Raw genomic sequence first — 13,797 nt, 5'->3', positions numbered from 1 at the left:
GTCGACCTCCCACATCGGGCACTGATTAGAGCAACACTCTAAACCTGAAAGCCACCCCGGGGAAGTATTGGTCAGGATGTGGTCGGAAGAAATTGAGTGGCGTTCTAACTTTCGCGGCGCGACAAGCCGTGATGTACGCCCTGCTCGCGGCGTGCACCGCCACATCCGCGGTCTTCGGCTACCGGATGCTGCTGCGACTCAGCCGCGCCCTGTCCACAGGCCTGACGGTGCTGCTGGTGATCGGGGTCGTCGCGTACGCGGGCGACTTCAGCACGGCCGCGCCCGCCGGCACGCAGTACCTGCTCGGCGGCTTCTGGCCGACCTGGCTGCTCGCCGCGGTCTCCGCGCGCCTGAGCGGGCCGATCGCGTTCATCACGCTGCTGGGCGACTACACGCGCTACATATCGCCGCGCCGCTTCTCCCAGCCGCGCGTCCTCCGGGCCGGCTGCGCCGGGCTCGTCGCCGGGCTGCTGGTGCCCCACCTTCGGCACCTTCACCGCGCTCGCCGTCGGGGCCGGCGAGGACTACGCGGGGCCCCTCGTCGCGGCTGCCCCCGCGTGGTACCTGGTGCCGCTGCCGGTCAACGCCTCGGCCGGCTCCGGTGGGCAACGCGGGGCTGATGCTCCCCAGCATGGGCCTGGGACCTGGACGCGATCCCGCCGCGGGCGACGCGCACGCGGGCGACCTACGTGGTCGCCGCTGTCTCCCGCTGCTGCTCACCGCCGTGGGCACCCCGTGGGCGGTGATCACCTTCATCGGGTTCGCCCGGGTGCGGGTGCGCTACGACGCCGACGCCCCCCAGGTCTGCAACCGGCGCGCCCGCGGCGGTCTGTACTGGTGCCGCGGCGGCGGGAACGTGCGGGCCGCGGTCGCCTGACCGGCGGGGTCGGGCATCGGGCTGCTCTCCGTCGACACCCCGGCGTACAGCGGGCCCCTGCTGCCCGTGACCGGCGCGATCGACCTCGGCCTTCCGGATTCAGGCGCCGTCACGGCCGCGGTGTACCTGGTGCTCGACGCGGGCCGCCCGCACCCCGTGCCGCCGTGCGGACCCCGGAACGGGTCGCGGTCACCGCGTGAGACGGATCGCTCCCCGCCCGGCCGCGCCGCCGCGCGGCAGGAGTGCGGCGCCGCCCCGGCCCTGCCCCGGGCGGCGCCGTACGCGGACGGCGGGCGGTCAGCCGCCCAGGGGGTGCATCCAGCCGTGGACGTCGGGGGACTGGCCGGTCTGGATGTCGAGCAGCGCCTTGCGCAGCTTCATCGTGACCTCGCCGGACCCCCCGTCGCCGACGGTCCAGTCCGCGCGGGTGGACTTCACGGAACCGACCGGCGTGATGACCGCGGCGGTGCCGCAGGCGAAGACCTCGGTCAGCGATCCGTCCGCATTGCCGTTCTTCCAGTCGTCCACGGAGATGCGGCCCTCGCTCACCTCGTAGCCGAGGTCGGCGGCGATGCGCAGCAGCGATGCGCGGGTGATGCCGGGGAGGAGGGAGCCGGTGAGCTCGGGGGTGACGATCCTGTCCCCGTACACGAAGTACAGGTTCATGCCGCCCATCTCCTCGATCCAGCGGCGCTCGATCGCGTCGAGCCACACGACCTGGTCGCAGCCGTGCTCGATGGCCTGGGCCTGTGCGACCAGGGACGCGGCGTAGTTGCCGCCCGCCTTCGCGGCGCCGGTGCCGCCGGGCGCGGCACGGACGTACTCCTCGGAGAGCCACACGGAGACCGGCTTGACGCCACCGGGGAAGTACGCGCCCGCCGGGGAGGCGATGACCATGAACAGGTACTCGTTGGCCGGCTTGACGCCGAGGCCGACCTCGGTGGCGAACATGAACGGGCGCAGGTAGAGGGACTGCTCACCCTGACTGGGCACCCACTCCTTGTCCTGGCTGACGAGCGCGTCGACGGCGGCGATGAAGGTCTCCACGGGCAGCTCCGGCATGGCCAGGCGGCGGGCGGAGGCCTGGAAGCGCTCGGCGTTGGCCTCGGGACGGAAGGTGGCGACGGACCCGTCGGGCTGACGGTAGGCCTTCAGCCCCTCGAAGATCGTCTGCGCGTAGTGCAGCGTCATGTTCGCGGGGTCGATGGAGAGCGGCGCGTACGGCACGAGCTCCGCGTCGTGCCAGCCGCGGCCCTCGGTCCACCGGATCGTCACCATGTGGTCGGTGAAGTGGCGGCCGAAGCCGGGGCTGGCGAGGATCGCCTCGCGCTGCGCGTGGGGCAGCGGGTGCGAGGAGGGCTTGAGCTCGATCGTGGGCGTCGTCATGTGTGGTGTCCTTCGCGTCAGGGTCAGGGCGGACCGCACCCGACGTCCTCAGCTGCTAGGACGTCCGAGTTTCCCCTCGCACAGCGGCCCCACCGCCGATTATCGCAGCGGCGGGGCCGAGGACGTACATGCGCGGCCCGGGAGGTGGAGGTCAGTCGTGGTGCGGTCGCTGACCGGCCGGGCCGACTGGCGGAGGCTTACCCGGCGGTCAGCCGGCTACTCGCGCGGCGAGCGCGTCGCCGATCTCGGAGGTGCTGCGCGTCGCGGAACGCTCGGCGAGGTCCGCGGCGACGGCGGCCTCGATCCGCTCGGCCTCGGCGGTGTACCCGAGGTGTTGCAGCAGCATGCCGACCGAGAGCACGGTGGCGGTCGGATCGGCCTTGCCCTGGCCGGCGATGTCCGGGGCGGAGCCGTGCACCGGCTCGAACATCGAGGGGAACTCGCCGCCCGGGTTGATGTTGCCGCTGGCTGCGAGGCCGATGCCACCGGTCACGGCGGCGGCCAGGTCGGTGAGGATGTCACCGAAGAGGTTGTCGGTGACGATCACGTCGAAGCGCTCGGGCTGGGTGACGAAGAAGATCGTCGCCGCGTCCACGTGCAGGTAGTCGGTGGCGACCTCGGGGTACTCCTCGCCGACCCTGTCGAAGATGTTCTTCCACAGGTGTCCGGCGTGCACGAGGACGTTGTTCTTGTGGACCAGCGTCAGCTTCCTGCGGGGACGCGCCTGGGCGCGGGCGTAGGCGTCGCGCACCACGCGCTCGATGCCGAACGCCGTGTTGAGGCTCACCTCGGTGGCCACCTCCTGCGGCGTACCGGTGCGCAGGGAACCGCCGTTGCCGACGTAGGGGCCCTCGGTTCCCTCGCGGACGACGACGAAGTCGATGTCCGGCTCACCGGCCAGCGGGCCCTTCACTCCGGGGAAGAGCCGGGAGGGGCGCAGGTTGACGTGATGGTCGAAGGCGAAGCGGAGCTTCAGCAGCAGACCGCGCTCCAGGACGCCGGAGGGCACCGAAGGGTCGCCGACGGCGCCCAGCAGGATGGCGTCGTGCGCCTTGAGCTGCTCCAGTTCCGCGTCCGGCAGGGTCTCGCCGGTCTCGTGCCAGCGCTTGGCGCCGAGGCTGTACTCCTTGGTCTCCAGCTTCACGTCCTGCGGGAGGACGGCGGACAGGACCTTGAGGCCCTCTGCCACCACTTCCTGGCCGATTCCGTCACCGGGGATCACTGCGAGACTGACGCTGCGAGACATGGCGAGAACCCTACTCTTCCGTCCAGGGAATGACACGTGATGTCCGCATGGCGGACGCGGTGCGTGCCCGCCGGGTGCTGTTCACCCGTCTGACCGTGCTGAGTCGGCGGCGGAGGGGAACTCCCTGTCCATGGACACTCCACGGATGGGCATCGACGAGCACCTCGCCGGCCGTCTGAGCATGGCTGAGCAGCACGCCCACCTGCGGGAGCGGCATTCCCGCAGACGGGTGATCCGGGGCGGCGTCGCGGCCGCCGGGGTCGTCGCCGGGGCCGGTGTGCTGGGCGCGTCCGCGTACGCCGGCGGGGAGACCGCCGCGCCGGCGCGCTTCCCCGAGGTGCTCGCCCCGCCGGCCGCGGCGCACGTGGACGGTGCGCTGGTGGCCCCGTTCGGCCGTCACCTGGCCTTCGGCGCCGACCCCGAAACGCAGATGCGCGTCTCCTGGCAGGTGCCGCTGCCGGTGCGGGGGCCGTTCGTACGGGTGGGGCTGCGCCCCTGGGACCTGGGGCAGCGGATCGAGGCGCAGGTGCGCTCGCTGCACACCGCCGCGCTCGGCAAGGAACTGCCCGCGGTGGAGCAGTACTACCTGCACGCGGCGCTCGACGGGCTGCGCCCCGGCACCACGTACTACTACGGCGTGGGGCACCGGGGCTTCGACCCCGCCGTGCCGTCCGCCTACGGCACGATCAGCTCCTTCACCACCGCCCCGGACCCCGCGCAGCGCCGGCCGTTCGTGTTCACGGCCTTCGGCGACCAGGGCGTCAGCTACCACGCGCTGGCCAACGACAGTCTGATCCTGGCTCAGAACCCCGCGTTCCACCTGCACGCGGGCGACATCTGCTACGCCGACGACTCCGGCCGCGGCGCCAAGGACGACATCTACGACGCGCGCGTCTGGGACCAGTTCCTCGCCCAGACCGAGAGCGTCGCCGCACGCGTCCCGTGGATGGTCGCGCTCGGCAACCACGACATGGAGGCCTGGTACTCCCCCAACGGCTACGGCGGCCAGGAGGCCCGCTGGACCCTGCCGGGTGACGGCCCCGACCCGGCGCGGATCCCCGGCGCTTACTCCTTCGCCTACGGCAACGTGGCCGTCGTGGCGCTGGACGCCAACGACGTGTCCTACGAGATCCCGGCCAACCGGGGGATCAGCGGCGGCCGGCAGACGGCCTGGCTGGACCGGCGGCTGGGCGAGCTGCGGGCGCGACGCGGCACCGACTTCCTGGTCGTCTTCTTCCACCACTGCGCCTACTCGACCACCAGCGCGCACGCCTCCGAGGGCGGGGTGCGCGAGGCCTGGGTGCCGCTCTTCGAGAAGCACCGCGTCGACCTGGTGGTCAACGGGCACAACCACGTCTACGAGCGCACCGACGCGGTACGCCGCGACGCGGTGGGCAGGGCCGTCCCCGTCGGGGCGACCACGCACCCCGAGCGGGACGGCATCGTCTACGTCACGGCGGGCGGCGCGGGGAAGAGCCTGTACGCCTTCCCCGTACCGGACAGCCACGAAGGGCGGGTCAAGGACCTGGACAGCGTGGACACCTATCGCTGGGTGAGGGGTGCCCACAAGGCGACGGAGACGGTGGAGTGGTCACGCGTCCGCTACACCGGCCACTCGTTCCTGTCCGTGGAGTCGCTGCCCGCGCCGTCCGGCGGGACGGCGCGGCTGGTCGTCTCGGCACTCGCCGAGAACGGCAGACGGATCGATCACTTCACCATCGCGCGCACGGCCAGATAGGCCAGGCGCCGCAGACGGCTGATCCGGCGGGGCACGAGGGGGCCGCTCATCGCGGCTCGTGACCCGTCGAGCCGCCGTTGTCACGGCGGTCCAGGGCGCGCTGGAGGGCTTCGGCGGCGTTCTTGCGGGCGGTCTCGTCCATGGTGAACAGCTCCCGGAGAAGAAGAGGAGGGTTGTGTCGCCATAGAACGGGGCGGGGAGCGGCGCTGCAGGGGGTGACCTGCCAGAGGTGCGCGGCTGACGTCCGCCGGTCGCTGGTGGAGCGAGACGTTCGGCTTCTACAAAGCTAGGACAGCTCGGCCGATCTGTCTCCACAATTACTCGGACTTCCTACTATCTGAGACGGCGAAGGCCCGGCACCCCACGGAATCGGGGGTACCGGGCCCTGCCCCTTGCGGGCTCGTCCGGGTGACGCGGAGATCAGCCCATGTGCGGGTAGCGGTAGTCGGTCGGGGGCACCAGGGCCTCCTTGATCGACCGGGTCGACGTCCAGCGCATGAGGTTCTGCGCGGCACCCGCCTTGTCGTTGGTGCCGGAGGCACGGCCGCCGCCGAAGGGCTGCTGGCCGACCACGGCGCCGGTGGACTTGTCGTTGATGTAGAAGTTGCCCGCGGCGAAGCGCAGCCTGTCCATGACGTGCGCGACGGCGGCGCGGTCACGGGAGACCACCGAGCCGGTCAGCGCGTACGCGGCGACCGATTCCATCTGGGTGAGCATCGCCTCGAAGGCGCCCTCGTCGGCGTCGTCGTAGACGTGCACGCCGAGGACCGGGCCGAAGTACTCCTCGCGGAAGATCTCGTTCTCCGGGTCGGAGGAGACCAGCACGGTCGGCCGGACGAAGTAGCCGACGCTGTCGTCGTAGGTGCCGCCGGCGACGACCTCGACGGTCGGGTCGGCCTTGGCGCGGTCGATGGCGGCCTTGTTCTTGGCGAAGGCGCGCTCGTCGATCACCGCGCCGATGAAGTTGGACAGGTCGGTGACGTCACCCATGGTGAGGCCGTCGACCTCCGCCGCGAACTCCTCCTTGAAGCCGTTCTCCCACAGCGAGCGCGGGATGTAGGCGCGGGAGGTCGCGGAGCACTTCTGGCCCTGGTACTCGAAGGCGCCGCGGGTCAGCGCGGTCTTCAGCACCGCCGGGTCGGCCGACGGGTGCGCGACGACGAAGTCCTTGCCACCGGTCTCGCCGACGATCCGCGGGTAGGAGCGGTACTTGTCGATGTTGTTGCCGACCGTCTTCCACAGGTGCTGGAAGGTCCGGGTGGAACCGGTGAAGTGGATGCCGGCCAGGTCCGGGTGCTCCAGGGCGACCTCGGAGACGGCGATGCCGTCGCCGGTGACCAGGTTGATGACGCCCTTGGGCAGCCCGGCCTCCTCCAGCAGCTCCATCAGCAGCACGGCGGCGTGCGTCTGGGTCGGGGACGGCTTCCACACCACGACGTTGCCCATCAGGGCCGGCGCGGTCGGCAGGTTGCCGGCGATCGCGGTGAAGTTGAAGGGCGTGATCGCGTAGACGAAGCCCTCGAGGGGGCGGTGGTCGAGGCGGTTCCACACACCCGGGGAGTTGGCGATCGGCTGCTCGGCCAGGATCTGCCGGGCGAAGTGCACGTTGAAGCGCCAGAAGTCGACCAGCTCGCAGGGGCTGTCGATCTCGGCCTGCTGCGCGGTCTTGGACTGGCCGAGCATCGTCGAGGCGGCGATCGTCTCGCGCCAGGGGCCGGCCAGCAGGTCCGCCGCGCGCAGGATGATGGCGGCGCGGTCGTCGAAGGACATGGCGCGCCAGGCCGGGGCGGCGGCCAGTGCGGCCTCGACGGCGTCGCGGGCGTCGTCCTGGGTGGCGTTGGCGTAGGTGCCGAGGCGGGCGCCGTGGTTGTGCGGCTGTACGACGTCGAAGCGCTCGCCGCCGCCCATCCGCCGCACGCCGCCGATGGTCATCGGCAGCTCGACGGGGTTCCCGGCCAGCTCCTTCAGCTTCGCCTCCAGCCGGGCCCGCTCCGGGCTCCCCGGGGCGTAGGAGTGCACCGGCTCGTTCACCGGGGCGGGGACCTGGGTCACAGCGTCCATGGAAGACAGCTCCTTGTGTCCTTGTGGGGTCGTGGTCAGCGGGTGGGGAGGAAGGACCGCAGGAAGAAGGCCAGGTTCGCCGGCCGCTCCGCGAGACGCCGCATGAAGTACCCGTACCAGTCTGCGCCGTACGGGACGTAGATGCGCATGCGCTCGCCCTCTTCGGCCAGCCGCCGCTGCTCGGCGGTGCGGATGCCGTACAGCATCTGGAACTCGTACGAGCCCTGCTTGCGGCCGTGCCGGTGGGCGAGCTCCTGGGCGATGGAGATCAGCCGCGGGTCGTGGGACCCGATCATCGGGTAGCCCTCGCCCGCCATCAGGATCTTCAGGCAGCGCACGTAGGCGCGGTCGACCTCGGCCTTGTCCTGGTGGGCCACATTGGCGGGCTCCTTGTAGGCGCCCTTGACCAGGCGCACGCGGGAGCCGGCGACGGCGAGGTTGCGGGCGTCCTCCTCGGTGCGGAAGAGGTACGACTGCAGGACGGCGCCGGTGCCGGGGTGGCGCAGGCGCAGGTCGTCGAGGATCGCGAGGGTGGAGTCGACCGTGGTGTGGTCCTCCATGTCGAGCGTGACCGTGGTGCCGATCTCGCTCGCCAGGTCGGCGACGGGGCGGACGTTCTCCAGCGCGATGTCGTGGCCGCCGGACGGAAGGGCCTGCCCGAAGGCGGACAGCTTGACGGAGACCTCGGCGCGGGTGCCCAGGCCCTCGGCCTTCAGTGCCTCCAGCAGCCGCAGGTAGGCGTCGCGGGTGGCGAGCGCGGTCGCCTTGTCGGTGACGTCCTCACCCAGGTGGTCGAGCGTGACCTCCAGGCCGGAGGCGGCCAGCGACCGCACGGTGTCCATGGCGGGCGCCAGCTCGTCACCCGCGATGAAGCGGTTCACCACGGGGCGGGTGATCGGCGCGCCCGCGACGACGCGGCGCATACGGTCGCTGCGCGAGGCGGCGAGCAGCACGGGACCGAGCACGGTCTCCTCCTGGTTGAAGGGCTGCCCAGGGGGCAGGCAGCGTCGCCGTGAAATCTAGGATTCACCTACCCCGCCCGCCATCGACAGCTGTCACGCATCGGATCGGTCTCCCTCATACAGATGTATGAGGGAGAATGGCGGCGTGCGTGGTGACTACCAGGAGCTGGTCGACGAGGTCTCGGCGCTGCTCGGCGCCCCGGCGACCCTGGAGGACCGCGACTTCCGGCTGATCGCCTTCGGCGCCCACGACAGCGACGACGACGGCGCCATGGACCCGGTGCGCACCCGGTCGATCCTCACCCGCCGCTCCACCGCCGAGGTCCGCTCGTGGTTCGAGCGCTTCGGCATCGCCCGGGCCACGGCCCCCGTCCGCATCCCGGCCGCGCCCGACGCCGGGGTCTTCAGGCCCCGGCTGTGCCTGCCGGTGCGGCACGGCGGCGTCGTGCACGGCTACGTGTGGCTGCTGGACACCAGCGGGTACACCGACGCCCAGCTGGCCGCCGCCATGGCGGTCGCCGCCCGCATCGGCGCACTGCTGGCCGCCGAGTCCCGCGCGGGCGCCGACGCCGGCCGGGCGCTGGGCGACCTCCTCGGCTCCGCCCCCGGGCCCGGCCGCACGGCCGCCCGTGAGGCGCTGCGGGAGGCACTCGGCCCGGACGCGGACGAGGCCCACGCGGTGGTGTGCGTCCTGCCCTGGCCGGGCGGCGAGGACGGCGACGCACCGGGGCCGCGCAGCGTGCCGGGCGCCGCCGCGCTGTGCGTGGTGCCGCCGCAGGAAAGCACCCCCGACACGCACCGGGAGCCCCCGGTCGCGGCGCTCGCCGCCCTGGTACGGCTGCGCTCGGCGACGATGTCGGGGCCGGCGCTCACCGCGGCCGCACGGCTGATGGAGGGCAACGGCAGGGCGGTGGAACCGAGCGCGCGGGCCGGGATCAGCACCCCCCGCCAGGGGCTCGCCGAACTGCCCGAGGCGTGGCACGAGGCCGTCTCCGCCGCCCGCGCCGCCCGCGCCCAGCCGCGGCTCGGTCGCACCGCGGAGTGGGACGCCATCGGCCCCTACCGGATGCTGGCCGCGCTGCCCGCCGGTGCGGTGGATCCGGCGGTGCGTCCGCTGCTCGACCCCTCGCACTCCGACCTCGCACATACCGCCGAGGTGTACCTCGACCGTGCGGGGCAGGCCGGGCGCGCCGCCGCGGAGCTGCGGATACACCGGCAGACGCTCTACTACCGGCTGTCCCGCATCGAGCGGCTGACCGGCCTCGACCTGGACGACGGGGAGGACCGGCTGCTGCTCCACATAGCCCTCAAGACGGCCGGGCTCGGGGACTGAAGGGACTGTTGCCGACCCGAGGGGGCACAAGTAACGTGACGCGAGGCTCGGGCCGGCAGGGCCCAGGGGGGCTTGATCGACACGCGTAGGACGTGGGCGAACCGCGCGTCCGGCGCGGACACCGCGGATGGCGAAACAAGGGGATCGGGAGCCGGTGACTCATTTCACGGACGCCCACGGACGCGAACGCCCAGCGCTGTGGAGGACGCCGCCGACCGTTCCCGGCAGACCTCGCGCCGACCGCAGACTGCTCCTCGCCGGGCTGCTGCTGGTCGTGTCACTGGCCGCCTTCACCGCGCTGTGCCTGTCGATGGCCGTGCCCATGGCCGACATGCAGGTCTACCGCGCCGAGGGCGCGGCCGCCGTCGACGGCACCGACCTGTACGGCTTCACCGTCACCGAGTGGAACCTCCCGGCTACCTACCCGCCGTTCGCCGCGCTGCTGTTCGTGCCGACGACATGGCTGCCCGTACCCCTGCTGAAGCTGGCCTTCATGGGCGGCAACCTGCTGCTGCTCGGGCTGCTGGCGTACCTGTCCTGCCGGTCGACGGGGTGGCCGCGCGCCCGCGGTTCGCGCTGGGTGGTGGTCCTCCTGGCCATGGCCCTCGGGCTGTGGCTGGAGCCGGTCTTCCAGACGATGCTCTACGGCCAGATCAACCTGCTGCTGGCGGTGCTGGTGCTGTGGGACGTGAGCCGGCCGGACGGCGCACGCGGCAAGGGCCTCGCGATCGGCGTGGCGGCGGGCATCAAGCTCACCCCCGCGATCTTCGCCGTCTACCTGCTGCTGACCGGCCGGCGGAAGGAGGCCGCGGTCGCCGCCGCCGGGTTCGCCGGGACCACACTGCTGGGGGCGCTCGCGCTGCCCGGCGCGACGGTCGACTACTGGACCCGCTGCGTCTTCGACACCAGCCGCATCGGCAAGGTGTGGATCGTCGACAACCAGTCGCTGCAGGGCTTCGCCGCCCGGGTGCTGCACACCGCCCACCCCGGCGCGGTCTGGGCCGTCGCCGCGCTTGTGGTGGCCTGCGCGGGCCTCACGGTGTCGGTGCGGATGGGCCGCCTGGGCCGGGAGGCCTGGGGAGTCGTGTGCTGTGCGGTCACGGCGCTGCTCATCACGCCGATCAGCTGGTCGCACCACTGGGTGTGGTGCGTGCCGATGCTGATCCTGCTCGCCGCCGAGGCGCCGCGCTGGGCGCTGCGGGTGGCGGCGGTGGTCTTCCTGGCGCGCACCCTGTGGATCGTGCCGAAGGCCGGTGACCTCGATCTGCACCTGGCGTGGTGGCTGCAGCCCTTGGCCTCTCCGTACCCGGTGCTGGGCCTGGTCTTCCTCGCGGCGGTGGCGCTGCGCTTCCGGGCCGGCTCCCCCGCGATGGCGACGCTGACGGCGAAGGGGCGGCCGACCCGGATCTCCCGGGTCGGCCGCCCCCAGCGGAGCGAACCGGCCGTCAGTCCTCGAGATTGACCGCGCGGGCCGAGGTGGCGCCGATCTCCTCGGCGATCTCGGCCAGCACCGGCGCGGGGATCGCGGTGTCGACGGTGAGCGCGACCAGCGCCTCGCCGCCGGCCTGGTCGCGGGCGACCTGCATGCCCGCGATGTTGATGCCGGCGTCGCCCAGGATGCGGCCGATGGTGCCGACGACACCGGGGCGGTCGATGTAGCGCAGGAAGCCCATGTGCTCGGCGAAGACCAGGTCCACGTCGTCGTCACCGACGGCGACGATCTTCTGGATGTGCTTGGGACCCGCCAGCGTGCCGGAGACGGACACCTCGGTGCCGTCCGAGAGGGTGCCCCGCACGGTGACCAGGTTGCGGTGGTCGGGCGACTCGCTGCTGGTGGTGAGGCGGACCTCGACGCCGCGCTCCTGCGCGAAGAGCGGGGCGTTGACGTAGCTGACGGTCTCGTCGACGACGTCCTCGAAGACGCCCTTGAGGGCCGAGAGCTCCAGCACCTTCACGTCGTGCTGGGTGATCTCGCCGCGCACCTCCACGTCGAGGCGGACCGCCACCTCGCCCGCGAGGGCGGTGAAGATCCGGCCGAGCTTCTCGGCGAGGGGCAGGCCGGGGCGGACGTCCTCGGCGATGACCCCGCCCTGGACATTGACCGCGTCCGGCACCAGCTCACCGGCGAGGGCGAGGCGCACCGAGCGGGCGACGGAGATGCCGGCCTTCTCCTGGGCCTCGTCGGTGGAGGCGCCCAGGTGCGGGGTGGCCACCACGTTGTCGAACTGGAAGAGCGGGGAGTCCGTGCAGGGCTCCTTGGCGTACACGTCCAGGCCGGCGCCGCCGACCCGGCCCTCCTTGAGCGCGGCGAACAGCGCCTCCTCGTCCACGATGCCGCCGCGCGCGGCGTTGACGATGCGGACGTGCGGCTTGACCTTGCGCAGCGCCTCCTCGCCGATGAGGCCGACCGTCTCCGGGGTCTTGGGGAGGTGCACCGTGATGAAGTCGGAGACCTGCAGCAACTCGTCGAGGCTGAGGATCTTCACGCCCATCTGGGCGGCGCGAGCGGGCTGGATGTAGGGGTCGTACGCGACGATCTTCATCCCGAAGGCCGACATGCGCTGAGCCACCAGGGCGCCGATGCGGCCGAGGCCGACCACGCCGAGGGTCTTCTCGGCGAGCTCGACGCCGGTGTACTTGTTGCGCTTCCACTCGCCCTGCTTGAGGGCCGCGTTCGCGGGGGCGATGTTGCGGGCGACGGAGATCAGCAGACCGCAGGCGAGTTCGGCGGCGGTGACGATGTTGGAGGTCGGGGCGTTGACCACCATGACGCCGGCCTTGGTGGCGGCGGAGACGTCCACGTTGTCCAGGCCGACGCCCGCGCGGGCCACGACCTTGAGCTTGGAGGCGGCCGCGACGGCCTCGGCGTCGACCTTGGTGGCGCTGCGGATCAGGATGGCGTCGACATCGGTGATCGCGCTCAGGAGTTCGGCTCGGTCGGCGCCGTTGCAGTGCCGGATCTCGAAGTCCGGACCGAGGGCGTCGACGGTGGCAGGCGACAGCTCTTCAGCGATGAGTACGACGGGGTTGCTCACGTGAGTCCTCACTAGTCCCTGGTCTACGGCCGCGTCCCGACGGCCGAAGGCGGTGGAGAGGGATGGCATGCCGCGTGGAAGACGCACGACGCTGTGAGCCTGACGCGCTTGTTAGTGGAGTCTATCGGCGGCGGGCCCGGCATCCTGCGCCAACGTGGAAGGATCACCCGCACGAGGGTGTACGGGGTGGCCAAAGCGGCAGGTCCCGGGGGCGCGGCGCCCCCGGGACCGTGCAGACCGCGGTGCGGAGGACTTACGCCTCCTCGTCCACCCAGCTCATGAGCTTGCGCAGCTTCTTGCCGGTGGTCTCCAGCAGGTGGTTCTCGTCGGCCTTCTTGTACTCGTTGTAGCGCGGCAGGCCGGCGTTGTACTCGGCGATCCAGTTGTTGGCGAAGGAGCCGTCCTGGATCTCCGCGAGGACCTTCTTCATCTCGGCCTTGGTGGCGTCGGTGATGATGCGGGGGCCGGTGACGTAGTCGCCCCACTCGGCGGTCTCGGAGATCGACCAGCGCATCTTCTCCAGGCCGCCCTCGTACATCAGGTCCACGATGAGCTTCAGCTCGTGCAGGCACTCGAAGTACGCGATCTCCGGCTGGTAACCGGCCTCGGTCAGGGTCTCGAAACCGGCCTTGACCAGCGCCGCGGTACCACCGCAGAGCACCGCCTGCTCACCGAACAGGTCGGTCTCGGTCTCCTCGGTGAACGTCGTCTTGATGACGCCCGCACGGGTGCCGCCGATGGCCTTGGCGTAGGACAGCGCGAGCGCGAAGCCGCCCCCGGTCGCGTCCTGCTCGACCGCCGCGATGCACGGGACGCCGCGGCCCTCCTCGTACTGACGGCGCACCAGGTGACCCGGGCCCTTGGGGGCGACCATGCACACGTCGACACCGGCCGGGGGCTTGATGAAGCCGTAGCGGATGTTCAGGCCGTGTCCGAAGAACAGCGCGTCGCCGTCCTTCAGGTTGTCCTTGACGGACTCCTCGTACACCCGCGCCTGGATCGGGTCCGGGACCAGGATCATGATGACGTCGGCCTCGGCCGCGGCCTCGGCGGGGGTGACCACGCGAAGACCCTGCTCCTCGGCCTTCGCCTTGGACTTGGAGCCCTCGTGCAGGCCGACGCGCACATCGACCCCCGAGTCGCGCAGCGACAGCGCGTG

Annotated in this window: 9 protein-coding genes and 1 pseudogene; 4 read left to right on the top strand and 6 right to left on the bottom strand. The window is 71.7% G+C overall.

What is annotated here, in order from left to right; genetic code table 11:
- Positions 1-89: 89 nt before the first annotated feature.
- Positions 90-1,078 (top strand): annotated as a pseudogene (locus B085_RS48265) (cytosine permease); the annotation flags it as partial.
- A gap of 96 nt (positions 1,079-1,174) precedes the next feature.
- On the opposite strand, the gene B085_RS0128620 reads toward B085_RS48265, so the two are convergent.
- Together B085_RS0128620 and B085_RS0128615 are read right to left on the bottom strand one after the other, a co-directional pair.
- Positions 1,175-2,263, bottom strand: a complete 1,089-nt coding sequence (locus B085_RS0128620; RefSeq protein ID WP_018562043.1) for a branched-chain amino acid aminotransferase — start codon at positions 2,261-2,263, stop codon at positions 1,175-1,177.
- Positions 2,264-2,471: 208 nt separating this feature from the next.
- Positions 2,472-3,509: a 3-isopropylmalate dehydrogenase gene (locus B085_RS0128615; RefSeq protein WP_037732666.1), complete on the bottom strand. Its 1,038-nt coding sequence runs from the start codon at positions 3,507-3,509 to the stop codon at positions 2,472-2,474.
- Between the two features lie 130 nt (positions 3,510-3,639).
- On the opposite strand from B085_RS0128615, the gene B085_RS0128610 reads away from it, so the two are divergent.
- A complete protein-coding gene (locus B085_RS0128610) occupies positions 3,640-5,247 on the top strand; it encodes a purple acid phosphatase family protein (RefSeq protein WP_037732664.1) in 1,608 nt (535 codons plus the stop codon).
- A gap of 420 nt (positions 5,248-5,667) precedes the next feature.
- Here the strand turns inward: B085_RS0128610 and pruA are convergent, their stop codons facing one another.
- Entirely contained in the window at positions 5,668-7,308 is a 1,641-nt protein-coding gene (gene pruA, locus B085_RS0128600) for an L-glutamate gamma-semialdehyde dehydrogenase (RefSeq protein WP_018562039.1), read from the bottom strand.
- Between the two features lie 35 nt (positions 7,309-7,343).
- A complete protein-coding gene (locus B085_RS0128595) occupies positions 7,344-8,273 on the bottom strand; it encodes a proline dehydrogenase family protein (RefSeq protein ID WP_018562038.1) in 930 nt (309 codons plus the stop codon).
- Between the two features lie 142 nt (positions 8,274-8,415).
- On the opposite strand from B085_RS0128595, the gene B085_RS0128590 reads away from it, so the two are divergent.
- Both B085_RS0128590 and B085_RS0128585 read left to right on the top strand, forming a co-directional pair.
- Positions 8,416-9,603, top strand: a complete 1,188-nt coding sequence (locus B085_RS0128590; RefSeq protein ID WP_018562037.1) for a PucR family transcriptional regulator — start codon at positions 8,416-8,418, stop codon at positions 9,601-9,603.
- Positions 9,604-9,757: 154 nt separating this feature from the next.
- Positions 9,758-11,065, top strand: a complete 1,308-nt coding sequence (locus B085_RS0128585; RefSeq protein WP_018562036.1) for a glycosyltransferase 87 family protein — start codon at positions 9,758-9,760, stop codon at positions 11,063-11,065.
- On the opposite strand, the gene serA is transcribed toward B085_RS0128585, so the two are convergent.
- Both serA and ilvC read right to left on the bottom strand, forming a co-directional pair.
- Complete coding sequence (serA, locus tag B085_RS0128580) at positions 11,049-12,638, bottom strand: phosphoglycerate dehydrogenase (RefSeq protein ID WP_018562035.1); 1,590 nt, start codon at positions 12,636-12,638, stop codon at positions 11,049-11,051. The genes B085_RS0128585 and serA overlap by 17 nt on opposite strands.
- A gap of 253 nt (positions 12,639-12,891) precedes the next feature.
- Positions 12,892-13,797 (bottom strand): ketol-acid reductoisomerase (ilvC, locus tag B085_RS0128575; RefSeq protein WP_018562034.1); only part of this gene is annotated, 906 nt, incomplete at its 5' end.

The organism is Streptomyces sp. BoleA5 (assembly GCF_000373665.1).
Classification (GTDB): domain Bacteria; phylum Actinomycetota; class Actinomycetes; order Streptomycetales; family Streptomycetaceae; genus Actinacidiphila.
Note: the sequence above shows the minus strand (reverse complement) of the source record. Positions and strands in the feature narration are given on the sequence as shown.